General features: G+C 68.4%; 17 protein-coding genes. 13 read left to right on the top strand and 4 right to left on the bottom strand.

The features are described 5' to 3' along the window. Nucleotides 1–6: 6 nt before the first annotated feature. Both G6N60_RS02580 and G6N60_RS02575 read right to left on the bottom strand, forming a co-directional pair. A complete protein-coding gene (locus G6N60_RS02580; RefSeq protein WP_308206222.1) occupies nt 7–1,239 on the bottom strand; it encodes an RNA polymerase sigma factor in 1,233 nt (410 codons plus the stop codon). 8 nt (nt 1,240–1,247) lie between these two features. After that, nucleotides 1,248–1,622: a YciI family protein gene (locus G6N60_RS02575; protein ID WP_163732140.1), complete on the bottom strand. Its 375-nt coding sequence runs from the start codon at nt 1,620–1,622 to the stop codon at nt 1,248–1,250. Between the two features lie 173 nt (nt 1,623–1,795). Here G6N60_RS02575 and G6N60_RS02570 point away from each other — a divergent pair, with 173 nt between their 5' ends. Beyond that, a complete protein-coding gene (locus G6N60_RS02570) occupies nt 1,796–2,599 on the top strand; it encodes a hypothetical protein (protein WP_163732138.1) in 804 nt (267 codons plus the stop codon). On the opposite strand, the gene G6N60_RS02565 is transcribed toward G6N60_RS02570, so the two are convergent. After that, nucleotides 2,561–3,718 carry a glycosyltransferase family 4 protein gene (locus tag G6N60_RS02565; protein WP_163732135.1) on the bottom strand — a complete coding sequence of 386 codons (1,158 nt, stop codon included), beginning with the start codon at nt 3,716–3,718 and terminating at the stop codon, nt 2,561–2,563. The genes G6N60_RS02570 and G6N60_RS02565 overlap by 39 nt on opposite strands. Nucleotides 3,719–3,754: 36 nt before the next feature. On the opposite strand from G6N60_RS02565, the gene G6N60_RS02560 reads away from it, so the two are divergent. The 5 genes from G6N60_RS02560 to G6N60_RS02540 all read left to right on the top strand — a co-directional run bounded on the left by G6N60_RS02560 (nt 3,755) and on the right by G6N60_RS02540 (nt 8,930). Beyond that, nucleotides 3,755–4,168, top strand: a complete 414-nt coding sequence (locus tag G6N60_RS02560) for a hypothetical protein (RefSeq protein ID WP_163732130.1) — start codon at nt 3,755–3,757, stop codon at nt 4,166–4,168. A 594-nt stretch (nt 4,169–4,762) separates the two neighbouring features. After that, nucleotides 4,763–5,929 carry a deaminase gene (locus tag G6N60_RS02555; protein WP_163732128.1) on the top strand — a complete coding sequence of 389 codons (1,167 nt, stop codon included), beginning with the start codon at nt 4,763–4,765 and terminating at the stop codon, nt 5,927–5,929. A gap of 420 nt (nt 5,930–6,349) precedes the next feature. Then, nucleotides 6,350–7,105 carry a class I SAM-dependent methyltransferase gene (locus G6N60_RS02550; protein ID WP_163732125.1) on the top strand — a complete coding sequence of 252 codons (756 nt, stop codon included), beginning with the start codon at nt 6,350–6,352 and terminating at the stop codon, nt 7,103–7,105. Between the two features lie 55 nt (nt 7,106–7,160). Then, entirely contained in the window at nt 7,161–8,630 is a 1,470-nt protein-coding gene (locus G6N60_RS02545; RefSeq protein WP_163732122.1) for an aldehyde dehydrogenase, read from the top strand. A 78-nt stretch (nt 8,631–8,708) separates the two neighbouring features. Next, on the top strand, nt 8,709–8,930 hold the full coding sequence (locus tag G6N60_RS02540) for a hypothetical protein (protein ID WP_163732119.1): 222 nt from the start codon (nt 8,709–8,711) through the stop codon (nt 8,928–8,930). Nucleotides 8,931–8,936: 6 nt separating this feature from the next. Here G6N60_RS02540 and G6N60_RS02535 read toward each other — a convergent pair whose 3' ends face one another. After that, nucleotides 8,937–10,772 (bottom strand): acyl-CoA dehydrogenase, encoded by a 1,836-nt coding sequence (locus G6N60_RS02535; RefSeq protein ID WP_163732116.1) that lies wholly within the window; start codon nt 10,770–10,772, stop codon nt 8,937–8,939. Nucleotides 10,773–10,926: 154 nt separating this feature from the next. Between G6N60_RS02535 and G6N60_RS02530 the strand changes: the two genes are divergently transcribed. From G6N60_RS02530 to fadD12, 7 genes are all read left to right on the top strand, one after another. Then, nucleotides 10,927–11,094, top strand: a complete 168-nt coding sequence (locus G6N60_RS02530; RefSeq protein ID WP_163732114.1) for a hypothetical protein — start codon at nt 10,927–10,929, stop codon at nt 11,092–11,094. After that, entirely contained in the window at nt 11,094–11,720 is a 627-nt protein-coding gene (locus tag G6N60_RS02525; protein ID WP_372510951.1) for a TetR/AcrR family transcriptional regulator, read from the top strand. The genes G6N60_RS02530 and G6N60_RS02525 overlap by 1 nt, the downstream gene beginning before the upstream one ends. Nucleotides 11,721–11,809: 89 nt before the next feature. Further along, on the top strand, nt 11,810–12,967 hold the full coding sequence (locus G6N60_RS02520) for an acyl-CoA dehydrogenase family protein (protein WP_163732111.1): 1,158 nt from the start codon (nt 11,810–11,812) through the stop codon (nt 12,965–12,967). Further along, a complete protein-coding gene (locus G6N60_RS02515; RefSeq protein ID WP_163732108.1) occupies nt 12,964–13,971 on the top strand; it encodes an acyl-CoA dehydrogenase family protein in 1,008 nt (335 codons plus the stop codon). Before G6N60_RS02520 ends, G6N60_RS02515 begins: the two co-directional genes overlap by 4 nt. A 78-nt stretch (nt 13,972–14,049) precedes the next feature. Continuing rightward, the gene (locus tag G6N60_RS02510; RefSeq protein ID WP_163732105.1) at nt 14,050–14,553 is read left to right on the top strand and encodes a hypothetical protein; all 504 of its coding nucleotides are present in this window, start codon (nt 14,050–14,052) and stop codon (nt 14,551–14,553) included. Nucleotides 14,554–14,704: 151 nt separating this feature from the next. After that, a complete protein-coding gene (locus G6N60_RS02505) occupies nt 14,705–15,445 on the top strand; it encodes a 1-acyl-sn-glycerol-3-phosphate acyltransferase (protein WP_163743330.1) in 741 nt (246 codons plus the stop codon). Between the two features lie 7 nt (nt 15,446–15,452). Next, nucleotides 15,453–17,096, top strand: coding sequence for an acyl-CoA ligase FadD12 (gene fadD12, locus G6N60_RS02500; protein ID WP_163732103.1), 1,644 nt, complete (start codon nt 15,453–15,455; stop codon nt 17,094–17,096).

Below are 17,096 nucleotides of genomic sequence, written 5' to 3'. Positions count from 1 at the left end.
CCAGAGTCACGACCCGGCACGACGAAGCAGCAACGAGCGCTCGGCGGCGTTCCTGGTGAGCTCAGCGGCCCGCGCGAACTCAGCACGCGCCTCCGCATCTCGGCCCATGCGCGCCAGCAGATCTCCGCGTACCGCATGCGGCAGCGGCGATCCCGGCAGGGGATCGCCGCCGAGGGCGTCGAGAACGGCCAATCCCGCCTCGGGGCCATGGGTACGTCCGTAAGCCACCGCGCGGTTGACCTCGACCACCGGGCCAGGGGCTGCCCGTGCGAGCACGTCATAGAGGTCGGCGATCCGCCGCCAGTCGGTGTCCTCCGCTCGGGCCGCACGCGCATGACAGGCCGCGATGGCGGCCTGCAGAAAGTACGTGCCGACGGGCGTACCCGCCTGGGCCGACGCCTCGGCCCTGGCGAGCGCCTGAATTCCGCGTCGCCGCAACACCTGATCCCAGCGCGCCCGGTTCTGATCGCCCAATAGCACGGGTGCACCGTACCGGTTGATGCGCGCAGGTATCCGGCAGGCCTGAATCTCCAGAAGTGCCTGCAGCCCAAGCACATCCGGAATATCCGGCACGATGACCGCCACCATACGAGCCAACCGAACCGCCTCGAAGCACAGGTCGGGTCGCGTCCATTGATCACCCGAGGTCGCCACGTAGCCCTCGTTGAAGGTCAAATAGATCGCAGCAAGCACGTCATCGACCCGCTCGAGACGTGCGGCGCCGGTCGGCAGCTCCATGTCGACACTGGCGAGGGTCTTCTTGGCCCGGCTGATCCGTTGGCCCATCGTGGATTCCGACACCACGAAGGCCCGGGCGATTTCGGCCGTGCTGAGCCCCGACACCAGCCGAAGGGTCAACGCCGCACGCGCGACCGGCGACAGCGCCGGATGACAGGTGAGAAACATGAGTCGCAGTACGTCGTCGTCGATGAAGTCGATCTGCGCCTCGAAATCAGGCATCTCGACCTCCTCGAGCACGCGCCCCATGACCTCGGTCTTACGACGCAACGTCTCGGCACGACGCAGTTGGTCGATGGCGCGCCGCTTGGCCGCCGTCATCAGCCAGGCGGCCGGGTTCGCAGGAATCCCGCGTTGCGGCCATTCCTCCAGAGCGGACACCAGCGCATCCTGCACGGCATCTTCGGCGAGTCCGATGTCGCTGGTCATTCGGACCAGTGCCGCCACCAGGCGCGCCGATTCGGCGCGCCAGGCGGCGGTCACCGCCTCAGCAGAGGTCACCTTCGATATCAGGCGCCCGGTGCCTGGTCGGCACCACCCTCGATCAGGTGCACCTCGACCCGGCCCTCCCATGACGGCCAGTGCACTCGATGCAGCTCGGCCATCTGCCGTGCCCCTTCGGCGGCCTCGGCGTTGTCGCGGAACTCCAGCATCGCGTAGCCGCCGAGAATTTCCCGCGCCTCGGTGAACGGGCCGTCAGTGGTGCTCAATTGCCCGGACCGCACCTGATAGCCGATCCGATTCTCACCCTGTCCGAAGCCACCACCGTCGAGGAAGATGCCGTCCGCGGCGCTCTTGGCGACGTAGGCATCCATCGCGTCCATCAGCTCCTGCGTCGGCGGACCCTGGTTCGGATCCATGATGACCAAACCCATGTATCGCATTGCCGTCACCTTTCGTCGTCGTATCGATCCTTCCCACACACGTCGAGCGCGGGGGTGCCATTTCGACATCGCCTCCAGAATCGACCGCCGAGCGTGGCCAAAGTAACCAGAATGCATTCGATTGAGGGGATCTCCCCACCACAACTCGGAAGGGTGCAGAGAAACTGGACGACATGGGTTGGTTGAACGCATGGTGGCAGCACGAGGTCGTCGACGGCTACAAGGGCCCGCTGCTGCTCAGCTTCGCGGCGTTCGTCGTGACGTTCGTGACGACCCGAACCATCACGCGCCTCATCCGGGCGGGTAGGGGACCCTTCCACAACGTCAGCACCGGGGGCGTCCACATGCACCACTCGACGCCGGGCATCGTGCTGCTCATCGTGGGCGGCTTCACCGGCGTGGGCTCGCCGCCGCTGTCGCCGTGGACCTACCTCGCGGGGTTGCTCGTCGGCGTGGGCGCCTCACTGGTGCTCGACGAGTTCGCGATGATCTTCCGGCTGCAGGACGTGTACTGGTCACAGGAGGGACAGCTGTCGGTGAACGTCGTGACCCTGGCCGCGGCGTGCGTCGGCCTGGCGGCCGTCGGGGTGTCGCCGGTCAACGACCTGCCCGCATCGGTCGCGGCGGTGCGCTACTTGGCGGTCGTCGTGCTGCTGGTGAACTTCACCCTGGTCGCCGTCACCGCGCTGAAGGGCAAGTACCCCACCGCGCTGATCGGCCTGTTCCTCGGCCCCGTCGCGTGGGTGGCCGCCGTGCGACTGGCCAGGCCGACCTCGCCGTGGGCCCGTCGCCGCTATTCGCCTGCCAAACGGGCCCGCGCTCAGCGGCGGGCAGCCGCCTTCGACGACCGCTGGGCCCCGATCCGCAGCCACTGGGACGACTTCGTCGGCGGCACCCCGACGGCCGCTCCGCTAGACCACACCGCCACGGCCGCTCCGCTAGACCACACCGCCGGTCAGCCTGCCGTCGACCACTGACTGCAGCACGGTGCGCATGGCCTCGGCGCTCTGCGGCCAGGAGAACTCGCGGCTGCGGACCTGAGCCTTGGCGCCCAGTTGGTCGCGGAGGACGTGATCGCAGAGGAGCTGCTCCAGCCGCGACACCAGCTCGGCGTGGCCGTCGACCAGCACGCCGGTGACGCCGTCGACGATCGAGTCCGTCAGCCCGCCCGACGACCGGTAGCCCACCGTCGGCACGGCGTGCTGGGCGGCCTCGGTGACCGCAAGCGCCCAGCCCTCCTTGCGCGACGTCAGCACGTGCACCCAACTCCGTTGCAGCACTTCGTGTTTGGCCCGTTCGCCGACATGGCCGTGGAACGTTACGGCGTCGGTGATGCCGAGCTGGGCGGCGTGGTCGACGAGGCGCTCCTCCCACCAGCCGCCGCCGACGACGTCGAGGTGCAGATCCGGCAGCCGGGGCAGCAGGTCGGCGACCGCGTCGAGCGCGTCCTCGATCTGCTTGTGCGGCACCAGACGCGACAGCACCGCCAGGCGCGGGGTCGGCGACCGAACGCCCGCCAGGGTGTCCGCGGGCGCGCGGTCCAGCCCGTTGCGCACGACGGCGACGTGGCCGGGGTCGACGCCCAGGTCGGCCAGGTCGCGGGCCGAGGGCAGCGACACCGTCACGTACTGGTTCCTGCGGTGCGCCCACGGCGACAACACCGACTCGACGAACCAGCCGAACGCGCCGAGCCACCGACCGGCTACCGGCCACTGTTCGCGGTGGCAGTGGTGGACGAGGAGCACCGCACGTCGCCCGAACGCCAACCGCGCCATGAACGGGATGCCGTTCTGGCTGTCGATCACCACGTCGGGACGGACGCGCCGCAGCGGGCCGACGCCGAACCGCGACGCGACCATCGCCAGTCCGGCGAGGACGTACACCCCGTAGTCACCTCCGCCGCGGCTGACGGTGACGCCGTCGATCACCTCGCGACGAGGGGCGCCGGGGTAGCGGGCGGTGCGCAGGGTGACGTCGACCCCGCTCGCCGCCAATTGGCTGCCGATCCGCTGCAGGTAGGTCTCACTGCCGCCGCCCTGGGGATGTCCGGTGTCGCGCCAGCACAGCAGCAGCACGGATCGGATTGGCGCGGACATCTCGGCCAGCGTAGCGACAGCTCGTTAGCCTTGGGCATGCGTCAAGGGTTCGGCATCGCGCTGGTGGCCTCGTTGCTCGCCGTCGGCGTGGGCGCGGGCTCTCCGGTGGCGGCGGCCGACGATGCGGTGCCCGAGGCCGCCACCACCGAGGGCCGACAGACGGTGGTCGACGACCCGTCGATCGTGGGGGCCCGCCCCCTGCACGTCGACGCGTGGAGCCCGGCCGGTTCGGCCGACGCGGTGTCGGTGCAGTTCACCCTGGCGTCACCGGGTTGCTCGGGTGTCCATGCGGTCGCGCGCGAGACCGACACGTCGGTGACCGTCGAGCTACGTCAGGGGACGCGTCCGGGCGCCGTCGGCCGGATGTGCTCGATGATCGTCGTGCCCGCGACGCTCGACGTCGCCCTGCAGTCCCCGCTGGGGGACCGGACGGTGTTCAGCGCGTTCTAGGGGTGTGGGGTGCGGTCGTGCTGCGGGCCGAGCTGATCGGGCTCGGACAGGAACGAAGAAATGTCGCTGCGTTCGGTCCACACGCGCAACTGATCCGACGATCGTCGCGACATCGGGGCCCGTCAGCCCGAAGTCCGCAGCCCGCACCGCCACCTCGGCATGGGCCACCTCGCCGCGGGGACACCACGTCCAGCCGTCGCCCATCAGTGTCAGGGGTGCAAGCTCGGATTCGGCCGGTCACGGGCTGCATCTGCTGCAGCCCTGGTCGATTAATCCTGTTGGGGCACTGTGCAACCCAAGATGCTGGCTTTCCCGCACGGACTGTCTATTCTGCGGTACGTGGGGGAAGTTGTTGACTCAGAACTCGTAGTTGGCCTCGTTACGCCGGTTGGTACGGACACCGACTTCCTAGCCAAGTCCGTCCAGGGGGCTCTCACGGACTGCGGTTATGTCGCTGTCGTCATCAAGCTGTCCAACCTCTTGCCAATACCTCAAGCGCCACTGGGAGAGTGCGAAGACCAAAGGGTTCAACGATTAATCGCTGCAGGCAATAGCTTCTGCGAGGAAAACAATGACTCTGCTGCGCTTGCTCGGTTGGCCGTCAAGGAGATCCGCAGGACTCGGCTTCAGCTGCTTCGTCAGGATGGCGATGACCGGCCGGCGAAGGAGCTCATCAATCGTCCACGGACAGCGTTCATATTGCAGTCACTGAAGCGGACGGATGAAGTCGAGTTGCTCCGTGAGACATATGGCGGCCAGTTTCTCCTCATTGGCTGTCAGGGGACACCGAAGCTGCGACGGTCCAACTTGCTGGGGCGCAACCTTTCGGCAACCAGCCAGGCCGAAAAAGAAACTATCGTCGAAGATTTGATCGCGATGGATGGTGCCGCAGATGACCGGAACCGCTTCGGGCAGAACGTAAACGGTACATATCCACGTGCTGATTTCTTCCTGCATAGCAGCGATCTCTCGACGAAAGTCAACCGAATGGTTGGGCTGCTTTTTGGCGAACCGATACCGCCAACCATCGATGAATACGCGATGTACGTGGCACGGGCGAGTGCCGCTCGGTCATTGGCAGCGAGTCGCAAGGTGGGGGCGGCGATAGTCGTTGACGACGCCGTTGTTGCGACGGGTTATAACGACGTGCCCGAGGGTCAGGACCCCGATGTTCTACAAGGCGTAGATACGAGCGAGCAGTTCAAGCGCGATAACTTGCGGGATACGTTGCTCAAGTTAAGGGATGCAGGAATGCTCAGTGCAGATCTCGAGGAGGTCGACGACGGCACCGTCACCAGAGCCGCCGAGGCCCTCAAGCGGGGCGAGTTGATGTCGGTCATCGAGTACCAGCGTGCAGTGCATGCTGAGGCCCGTTCCATCGACGATGCCACTGTGAGGGGCATATCGACGAAGGGCGGCACGCTGTACGTGACGACCTACCCTTGTCACTTGTGTTACAAGCACGCGCTTTCGGCGCGTATCAGAGTCGTTCAGTACATCGAGCCGTACTCCAAGAGTCGAGCGGTGGCGATGTTTCCGCTTGGAAGCGACAACCGCTTACAGCCCTTCGCAGGTGTGGCTCCACGGCGCTACATGGACACCTTCGACGACCGCCCAGCGTTCGTGTCGGACCCATCTGGAAAGTTTCACGTAGTGGATCGGAGAGTCGCCCACCCGATCCTGAGTCACGTACGTGAAAATTCGGACCGAGCGGGTAGAGAGCGGTCTGCAAACAACGGCCTGCGAGAGGAATACCAGTGACAACAGCACTACCGCCACTGTCGGACGAGGATCGAGAGGCCTTGAGGCAGACCGCCCGTGATCTCAGCGACATGTCGGACGAGACCCGAGCTCATATAGACGCTGGTTTCGCACGCGCATATCTCGTCGCTGCGCAGATCAGGCAGGGAGTCCGCGACCCTCTACGCTGAGGCCGATACACCGACCTGGTGACGATGAGGCGGCGCGACCGGCTGCATGCGCCCCGCCGCTATCAACCGTTTGCGATCGCATCACAACGTCTTGACCTTGTGCAGTCCAGCGCGGCCAGTAAGCCAGACAACCGATGTGAAGGATTCCAGTTTCGCCGTGTGCAATCGCAGAAACCCGGAATCCGCGGTAACGACCTTTGACCGCCTTCGCGTCGGCGAGCCAATCGCGCGGCCCGCGTAGGGTGACCGCGTGGCGGTCGGGACGGCTCTGTTCGCGCGCCGGGCCACGCTCCGCCGGTCGATCCGGTTGCTCGGCGAATTCCGCTTCGAGCAGTCCGACCCAGCCCGGTTCTACGGGTCGCTGGCGGCCGACACCGTCGGCATGGTCACCGCCCTGCTCGGGGACGATCCGACCGGGCGGGTGCTGCTCGACGTCGGAGGCGGCCCCGGGTACTTCGCCACCGCCTTCGACGATGCGGGCTTCGACTACGTGGGCGTCGAGCCGGATCCCTCCGAGATGCACGCCGGGCCCGCGGGTGCGTCGGGATCGGGCGCCTTCGTGCGGGCCTCGGGTCTGGCGTTGCCGTTCGCCGACGACAGCGTCGACGTGTGCCTGTCCTCCAACGTCGCCGAACACGTCCGCGAGCCGTGGCGGATGGGACGCGAGATGCTGCGGGTGACGAAGCCGGGCGGCGTGGTCGTGCTGTCCTACACGGTCTGGTTGGGCCCGTTCGGCGGCCACGAGACGGGGCTGGCGCACTACCTCGGGGGAGGGCGCGCCGCCGAACGCTATGCCCGCAGACATGGCCGTCGGCCGAAGAACGACTACGGCTCGTCGTTGTTCGCGGTGTCGGCCGCCGACGGCCTCGAATGGGCGCGGAGCACCGGCTTGCTCGTCGCCGCTTTTCCCCGCTACCACCCGCGATGGGCGTGGTGGATGACGCGCGTGCCGCTGCTGCGGGAGTTTCTGGTGAGCAACCTGGTGTTGGTGCTGCGGCCGTCCTGAAACCCTGAACTGCAACAGGTTCTCGTTTTGCCGTTCGGTCGGTACTGTGACTGATATGACACAGAGCACTGCCTTCAAGACTCAGTGGGACAAGCTGTTCATCGGCGGCAAGTGGGTCGAGCCGGCCACGTCCGACGTCATCGAGGTGCACTCCCCCGCCACCGGCGAACTCGTCGGGACGGTGCCGCTGGCCTCGGCGGCCGACGTGGACGCCGCCTGCGCCGCCGCGCGCAAGGCGTTCGACGAAGGTCCGTGGCCGCACACCTCCCCCGAGGAGCGGGCCGCCGTGCTCGGCGCGGCGGTCAAGCTCATGGAGGAGCGCGCCGACGAGCTGAAGTTCCTGCTGGCCGCCGAGACCGGCCAGCCGCCGACCATCGTCGACATGATGCAGTACGGCGCCGCGATGTCGGGCTTCCAGTACTACGTCGGCGCCGCCGACAAGTTCACCTGGCAGGACATCCGCGACGGCATCTACGGCCAGACCCTGGTGCTGAAGGAGCCGATCGGCGTGGTCGGCGCCGTGACTGCGTGGAACGTGCCCTTCTTCCTCGCCGCCAACAAGCTCGGCCCGGCGTTGCTCGCGGGCTGCACGGTCGTGCTCAAGCCCGCCGCCGAGACCCCGCTGTCGGTGTTCGCGATGGCCGAGATGTTCGCCGAGGCCGGCCTGCCGGAGGGCGTGCTGTCCATCGTGCCGGGTGGCGCCGAGACCGGCCGCGCCCTGACCGCCAATCCCGACGTCGACAAGTTCACGTTCACCGGCAGCTCGGGCGTCGGCAGGGAGGTCGCCAAGATTGCGGCCGACAAGCTCAAGGCCTGCACCCTGGAACTCGGCGGCAAATCCGCGGCGATCATCCTCGAGGACGCCGACCTGGACTCGACGCTGCCGATGCTGGTGTTCTCGGGCTTGATGAACTGCGGTCAGGCGTGCGTCGGGCAGACCCGCATCCTGGCCCCGCGCTCGCGCTACGACGAGGTCGTCGAGAAGCTGTCGGCGGCCGTGGCCGCGATGCCGATCGGCCTTCCCGACAACCCCGGCGCCATGATCGGGCCGCTGATCTCGGAGAAGCAGCGCGAACGCGTCGAGGGCTACATCCGCAAGGGTGTCGAGGAGGGCGCCCGGATCGTCACCGGCGGCGGTCGCCCCGAGGGTCTGGACGGCGGCTGGTTCGTCCAGCCCACCGTGTTCGCCGACGTCGACAACTCGATGGTGATCGCGCAGGAGGAGATCTTCGGCCCGGTGCTGGCGGTGATTCCCTACGACGACGAGGACGACGCCGTCCGCATCGCCAACGACTCCGCCTACGGACTCGCGGGCAGCGTCTACACGACGGACTTCGCCAAGGCGGTGGAGATCGCCAAGAAGATCCGCACCGGCACCTACGCGGTCAACATGTACGCCTTCGACCCCGGCGCGCCGTTCGGTGGCTACAAGAACTCGGGCATCGGTCGGGAGAACGGGCCCGAGGGCATCGAGCAGTACTGCGAGTCCAAGAGTGTGCTGCTGCCGTTCGGCTACACGCCCTAGCGGTTGCCGTTCACCCACTGGACAGCTTGGGTGATTAGCCTCGCCAGTCCGTTGTCAGCACATGCGAAGGAGTTACCCATGGCGGTATCGGTCGATCTGGAAAAGGCGCTCGACAAGGCCTACGAGAGCAAGTCGCTCGGGGAGATCCTCGATGCTTCACCGGCCGCGCTCGCTGGCGTGACCGACGCGGACGCCAAGCACCTCGAGGAGGCGTTCAACATCAAGACCGTTCGCCAACTCGGCTCGAGCAAGTACTTTGCCGTCGCCGCGGCACTGGTCGCCCTCGAGCACGCAGGTTAGCGCGGGTTAGAACGCGCCTTCCTCGAGATCCATCGCCACGAGGTCGATGGACTCGAGGATGGCGCGGTCGGCGCCGAGGCGCGGCAGGACGCTCTTCGCGAAGAACCGTGCTGCGGCGATCTTGCCTGCGTAGAAGGCGCGGTCCCGTTCGGTGACCTCGCCGTCGAGGGCGTCGGCCGCGATCTCGGCGCCGCGCAGCAGCAACCACCCGATGACGAGGTCGCCGACGGCGAGCAGCAGCGACACCGAGCCCAATCCCACCCGGTACAGCTCACGCGAATTCTGTTGCGACGACATCAGATAGCCGGTCATGGTGGCGATCATCGACTGCACGTCGGCCAGCGCGGCGGCCAGCAGCCGGCGCGACTCGGCGAGTTCGCCTCTGCCCGAATCGACGTCGAGGAACGCCTGGATCTGACCCGCGACGTGCGCGAGGGCGCCGCCCTGGTCGCGCGCGATCTTGCGAAAGAAGAAGTCCTGCGCCTGAATTGCCGTGGTGCCCTCGTACAGTGAGTCGATCTTGGCGTCGCGGATGTACTGCTCGATCGGATAGTCCTGCAGGAAGCCGGATCCCCCGAACGTCTGCAGCGACTCCGTCAGGGTTTGGTACGCGCGTTCGGATCCCACGCCCTTCACGATGGGCAGCAGCAGGTCGTTGACCCGCGCGGCCATGTCGGCGTCGGCACCCGACACGATGCTGGCGGCCGAGACGTCTTGGTGCGCAGCGGTATACAGGTAGAGCGCCCGCAGCCCCTCGGCGTAGGCCTTCTGCGTCAGCAGGGCGCGCCGCACGTCGGGATGGTGCACGATGGTGACCCGCGGCGCGGTCTTGTCGGTCATCTGCGTCAGATCGGCGCCCTGGACGCGGGTCTTGGCGTACTCGAGGGCGTTCAGGTAACCGGTCGACAGCGTGCTGATTGCCTTGGTGCCCACCATCATTCGCGCGTATTCGATGATCTTGAACATCTGGGCGATGCCGTTGTGGGTATCGCCGACGAGCCACCCGACGGCGGGCGTGCCGTGCTGACCGAAGGTCAGTTCACACGTCGCCGACACCTTGAGGCCCATCTTGTGTTCGACGCCGGTGACGAAGACGCCGTTGCGCTCGCCGGGCTCGCCGGTCTGCGGGTCGGGCAGGAACTTCGGCACCAGGAACAGCGAGAGCCCCTTCGTGCCGGGGCCCGCCCCCTCCGGTCTGGCGAGCACCATGTGGGCGATGTTCTCGAAGAGGTCGTCGGAGTCGCCGCTGGTGATGAAGCGCTTGACGCCGTCGAGGTGCCACGTGCCGTCGGGTTGCTCGACGGCCTTGGTGCGCCCCGCCCCGACGTCGGAGCCGGCGTCGGGCTCGGTGAGCACCATCGTGGCGCCCCACTTGCGCTCGACCGACAGCGCGGCCCAATGCCTCTGCTGCTCGTTGCCGAGGTGGTAGAGGATGTTCGCCAATACCGGTCCGGCCAGGTACATGAACGCGGCGGGCTGGGCGCCGAGCGGGAATTCGTTGATGGCCCACGCCAGCATCGACGGCGCGGGCACGCCGCCGACCTCCTCGGCCAGCCCGATGCGGAACCACTCGCCCTCTTGCCACGCCCGGAACGACGCCTTGAACGACTCGGGCAGGGTCACCGCATGGGTGTCCGGGTCGAACGTCGGGGGATGGCGGTCGGCGTCGGCGAAGGATTCCGCGAGCGGCCCCTCGGCCAGCCGCGCCGCCTCGTTCAGCATGTCGTGGATCGACGCCGCGTCCAGGTCGCCGAACTCCCCGCTGGCGAGCACCTTCTCGAGTTGGAGCACCTCGAACAGATTGAATTCGAGATCGCGGACATTGCTCCTGTAGTGGCCCATGTGCGGCGTCCTTCCCGTCGAATCGCGCCTAGCAGCGTAGTCCGATCGCGCCCCAGCAACCATTGGTCGGATTCCGCCCTATGGTCGACACCATAATATGAGCGCTGCCATGTGATGAGGAATACATTCGTTGTCCGATGAGGTTCACGCTTCTATGCTGGATGACATAGCCAGGGAGGCGCCCATGTTGCTGGTCGAGGTCAACGTCCTTGGTCTGCGGTTCACCCGCTCGTTCTCGGATCGCCGCGAGGTCCTCCGGCACAGCCCGCGGTTGCATCAGTGGCGTCAATGGCGGCCGGGGCACCGACGGGCCGTCGCCTGATGGGCGTGGGCCCTAAGCTGACCAACCGACCCGGTTCGACGCGGCAACGCATGCTGGCGACGGCCGCCGAGGTGCTGCGCGAGAAGGGTGCCGCCGGGGTCACGATCGACGAGGTCCTCGAACGCAGTGGCGCGCCGCGCGGATCGGTCTACCACCACTTTCCGCACGGCCGCAGCCAATTGCTCACCGAGGCGCTGCGCCACGCGGGTGAGTCCATCACCGCCGTCATCGACGACGCCGCCGCCCAGGGATGCGTGGCGCTGGTGCGTCAGTTCGTGGCGTTCTGGGAGCGCACGCTCGTCGAGAGCGACTTCGCCGCCGGTTGCCCGGTGGTCGCAGCCGCGATCGGTTCCGCGGACGACGATCCCGCGCTGACCGGCATTGCGGGCGACATCTTCACCCGCTGGCGCGACGCCCTGGCCAAGACGTTCGTCGCCGACGGCTTCGACGCGGGCGACGCTGCCTCGCTGGCCGTGACGTGCATTTCCGCCCTGGAGGGCGCCGTGGTGCTGTGCCGCGCGACCCGTACGGCCGGCCCCTTGCGTGACGTCGCCGAGCAAATCGAATTTCTGATCAAGTCCCGGGAGTTCGTGCTGCGCTTCGGGGTGCCGAGCGCCCATCGGTAGACATCGGGCGTGCCGTGGCCACGCCGGCTGCCACCGCACCTCGACCGACCGGTTGGTGCGGCGCCGCCCACGCAGTACGTTGGACGGCAGTGAGCGAATTCGATGCACTGTGCGCCAATGACGCCGACCTCGCCAAGCTGCGGTCGGGGGTTCGGGAGTTCCTGGCGGCCGACCGCGAGGCCTTCGGGTGGACCCCGGCCGTGGACTGTTGGCTCTCCAGCTGGGACGTCGAGTTCAGCAGGCGGCTGGCCGAGGCCGGCTTCATCGGCCTGACGATCCCCGTCGAATACGGCGGCCGGGCGCCCGCCGACGGCACCGGCTACCTGCACCGCTACGTGGTCACCGAGGAACTGCTCACCCACGGCGCACCGGTGGGCGCGCACTGGATCGCCGACCGGCAGGTGGCACCCGGTCTGCTGGCCTACGGCACCGAGGAGCAACGCGCGCGGCTGCTGCCGCTGATCGCCGCCGGACGCCTGTTCTCTGCGATCGGCATGAGCGAACACGGCGCCGGTTCGGATCTGGCCGCGGTGCAGTCGCGGGCCACCCGCACCGACGACGGCTGGCTGCTGAACGGCACCAAGGTGTGGACCAGCGGGGCGCACCTCGCGCACCAGATCGTCGTGCTGGCCCGCACCAGCCCGCTGGACCCCGACCACCGCCACGCCGGCTTCAGCCAGTTCATCGTGCCGACCGACCGGCCCGGCATCACGATCAGCCCGATCGTGCTGATGAACGGCGACCACCACTTCAACGAGGTGCTGTTCGACGACGTCGCGCTGACCGATGGCGACCTCCTCGGCGGGGTGGGCTCGGGTTGGCATCAGGTCACCTCCGAGCTGGGCTTCGAACGCAGCGGGCCCGAACGCTTCCTGTCGACCGCGACGCTGCTGCTCGAGGTGGTGCAGGCGCTGCGGCGGCGCGACGTCGACGATCGGACGGCCGCCGTCGTCGGGGATCTGGTCGCGCGGATGGTGTCGCTGCGGCAGCTCTCGGTGTCGGTGGCGAGGGCGCTGACGGCCGGAGTCGACGCCAACACCAGGGCGGCGCTGGTCAAGGATCTCGGCACCCGTTTCGAGCAGGACTCCGTGGAGATCGCCGCCGACCTGATCGACCCGCTCGACGGACCGGACGTGGCCCGCCTGCGGGCGATGCTGGCCACCGCGCGCGTGCACTCGCCCCTGTTCACGCTGCGGGGCGGCACCAACGAGGTGCTGCGTGGCGTCGTGGCGAAGGCGGCGACGTGAACGACGAACTGCGCGAGCTGGTCGACGAGATCGGCCGGCGATCGTTCGATGCGAGGGTGGGTCACCACGCGCTCCCCGAACCGTTCGACGGCGAGCTGTGGGACGTATTGGAGAGTTCCGGGCTGACGCGGTTGACCACCGAGCAGGGTGCGGGTCCCGCGGAGTCCGCGGTCGTCCTGGGAGGGCTGGCCCGCTGGGCGGCAGCCGTGCCGATCGCCGAAACCGACCTGCTCGCAGGGTGGTTGGCGACCGCGGCCGAGCTGACGGTCCCCGCCGAGGGTCCGCTGACCGTCGCCATCGCCGACGCCGAACCGCGCCACGGACGGCTCACCGGCACCGCGTGCGGGGTGCCGTGGCCGGGCGTCGGGCCGGTCGTGCTGGCCGCGCGGGCGGCCGACGCCACGTACGTCGCCGTGCTCGACCCGGCGCCGGCGGCCGGCTACGACCTCGCCGGACAGCCACGCGGTGACGTGGACTTCGACGTGGCGATCGACGATGTCGTCCGCCTGCCGGTCGACGTCGGCGACGAGCTGATGCGCCGCGGCGCGTGGGCCAGGTGCGTGCAGATCGTCGGGGCCTTCGATGCCGCGGTCGAGCTGACGTCGACCCACGTCGCCGAGCGGGTGCAGTTCGGTCGCCCGCTGAACAAGCTTCAGGCCGTTCAACATTCGTTGGCGACGATGCTCGGAGAGGTCGAGAGAAGCCGCGCTGCAACGGCTTTGGCGATCGCCGCCGCCGAGTCCCATGGCTTCGACGGCCTGCGGGCGGACTACGCGGTGACCGTGGCCAAGGTGGCGGTGGGCCGCGCCGTCGTCCCGGTGACGACGATCGCCCACCAGTTGCACGGCGCCATCGGCGTGACGGCCGAACACCACCTCTGGCTCGCCACGATGCGGGCCAGGAGCTGGGCCGACGAGTTCGGCACCACCGGAAGGCACGCCGCGCGGCTGGGCCGACTGGCGCTGGCGACCGACGACCCGTGGAGCCTCATCGTCGGGGCGTGACCGTCCGGGTTCGAGATCACACCCATTGTGTGACGCCGGCCACTGCGCGGCGCGTACGCCGAGCGGCAGCATCACCCCATGAGCAAATTGACGCCGGCGGCAGTCGCCGCGCTGGTCCTGACGACCTCGCTGGGCGCCCCCGCGATGGCCTCGGCGTCGCCGGCCACCATGCAGACCGCATCGATGAGCAGCGCCATGCCATTGTCGGGCAAATGGCGGGCGTGCGACTTCACCGACCTCAAGTGGGTGCCCAACCCCGGGTACGCGCGCCCGGTCGCGCACGTCGGCACCGATACGGCCGGCAACGTCATGGCCACCGTCGACATCGCGACCGCCCGGCCGAACACCCGGTACGACGTCCGGATCGTCCAGACGCCGCGGCCCTCGAGCGGCTGCGCGGCCGGGGCTCCCGGCGTGGTGAGCGGCGGCTTGCAGACCGACGCCGCGGGCGGGGGATCGACGACCGTCGTCGGGCCCGTGGCCACCGGCGCGACCGGCGCCTGGGTGATCGTCGACCTGCCCTCGGGGTCGTCCCAAACCCCCACGGAGTTCTACACCTCGGAGTTCATCGCGGCGATCTAGACCCGGCTGCATCGCCCCGAGCCCCGCCGGTACGCTGAAACTAGAACACGTTTCACTCCAGCAGGGGGCTCCCGTGAACGCAGACGACGACCCGTCCGAGACCACACCGAGCGCCGTCACCAAGTGGGATCCCGGTCTGACTGAGCGGGTGATGGGCTGGATACGCCCGGTGACCAAGGGGTACCACCGCAGCGAGGTGCATGGCCTCGAACACTTCCCGCCGGGCGGCGCACTCGTCGTCGGCAATCACTCGGGCGGGCTGTTCGCCATGGACGTCCCGGTGTTCGCGACCGGTTTCTACGAGCGCTTCGGGTACGACCGGCCGGTCTACACGCTGAGCCACGACATCATCTTCACCGGACCCACCGCGAACTTCTTCCGCAAGACCGGCTTCATCCCCGCCAACCACGAGAACGCCGACGAGGCGCTGCGCTCGGGCGGTGTGGTCGTGGTCTTCCCCGGTGGCGACTACGACGTGTACCGGCCCACCGCCGCGGAGGGCACGATCGACTTCGGCGGCCGCACCGGTTACGTCAGGGCGGCCGTCAACGCCGGCGTGCCGATCGTCCCGATGGTCTCCATCGGCGGGCAGGAGGCACAGCTGTTCCTGTCCCGCGGCGAGTGGCTGGCCAAGGCCGTGCGGCTCGACAAGCTCTTGCGCGTCAAGATCCTGCCCATCTCCTTCGGCTTCCCGTTCGGCCTGTCGGCCGTCGTTCCGGTCAACGTGCCCCTGCCGACCAAGATCGTCACCCGCGCCCTGCCCCCCATCGACGTCGTGGCCGAGTTCGGGGAGAATCCCGACGTCGACGAGGTCGACGCCCACGTCCGCCACGTCATGCAGCGGGCCCTCGACGAATTGGCAAGGGCCCGACGACTTCCCGTGCTGGGTTAGGCCGCGCATGGGAATCACCGACCAGCTGACCGCCACGCTCGGCCTGGTGACCACGATGGCGCGCGCCGGCGTCATCGCCCCCCTGCGGCCTGACAAGTACGTCCGCATCGCCGCGGCCATGGTCCGCGAGAACATGGGCATCACATCGGGTTTCGCGAGCGCGGCCCAGCGCTGCCCCGACCGGCCCGGGCTCGTCGACGAGCTCGGCACGCTGACCTGGCACGAGCTCGACCAGCGGGCCGACGCCTTCGCCGCCGCTCTGCAGGCGCTTCCCGGGGGCGCACCCGACGTGGTGGCCATCATGGCGCGCAACCACCGCGGGTTCGTCCAGAGCCTGATCGCCGCGAGCCGCATCGGCGCCGACGTCCTGCTGCTCAACACGTCCTTCGCCGGGCCCGCGCTCGCTGAGGTCGTCACGCGCGAAGGCGCAGGCAAGTCCCTCGCCATCGTCTACGACGAGGAGTTCACCCCCACGGTCGACCGGGCGCTCACCGAGACGCCCGACGCCGTGCGCATCCTCGCGTGGACCGATGCGGGCCGGTCGGCCGAGCGCACCGTCGAGACGATGATCGCCGAGCACGTCGGCCGCCGGCCCCGCCGCTCGGGCAGCCGGTCGCGGATCATCCTGCTCACGTCAGGTACCACCGGAACACCCAAGGGCGCAACGCATTCCGGTGGCAGCCCGATGACCCTGAAGGGCATTCTGGACCGCACGCCGTGGCGCGCGGAGGAGACCACCGTCGTCGTCGCGCCGATGTTCCACGCCTGGGGCTTCTCCCAGCTGGTGTTCGCCGCCTCGATGGCGTGCACGATCGTGACGCGGCGCAAGTTCGATCCCGAGGCCACCCTCGAACTGGTCGACCGCCACCGCGCGACCGGATTGTGCGTCGTCCCCGTGATGTTCGACCGCATCATGGATCTCCCCGACGACGTGCTGGCCCGCTACGACGGGCACTCCCTGCGATTCGCGGCGGCCTCGGGTTCGCGGATGCGGCCCGACGTCGTGACGGCGTTCATGGACCGGTTCGGCGACGTCATCTACAACAACTACAACGCCACCGAGGCGGGCATGATCGCCACCGCGACGCCCGCCGATCTGCGGGCCGCCCCCGACACCGCGGGGAGACCGGCCGAGGGCACCGACATTCGCATCCTCGACGCCGATCGCCGCGAGCTGCCGACCGGCGAGGTCGGCACGATCTTCGTGCGCAACTCCACGCAGTTCGACGGCTACACCTCGGGCGCCACCAAGGACTTTCACGACGACTACATGTCCAGCGGCGACGTCGGCTACCTGGACGCGGCGGGCCGGCTGTTCGTGGTGGGCCGCGACGACGAGATGATCGTCTCCGGCGGGGAGAACGTCTACCCGATCGAGGTGGAGAGGACGTTGGTGGCGCACCCCGACGTCGCCGAGGCCGCGGTGCTCGGGGTCGACGACGCGGACTACGGCCAGCGACTGGTGGCGTTCGTGGTGCTCGACGAGGGTGCGTCGACCACCGTAGAGGGATTGAAGGATCACGTTCGCGGGAACCTGGCGAACTACAAGGTGCCGCGGACCATCACGGTGCTGACGGAGTTGCCGCGCGGCAGCACCGGCAAGATCCTCCGGCGGGAACTGCACGACCTCGTCGAGACGAACGGAGAATGA

Origin of the sequence: Mycolicibacterium madagascariense, assembly GCF_010729665.1 — a bacterium.
GTDB lineage: Bacteria > Actinomycetota > Actinomycetes > Mycobacteriales > Mycobacteriaceae > Mycobacterium > Mycobacterium madagascariense.
Note: the sequence above shows the minus strand (reverse complement) of the source record. Positions and strands in the feature narration are given on the sequence as shown.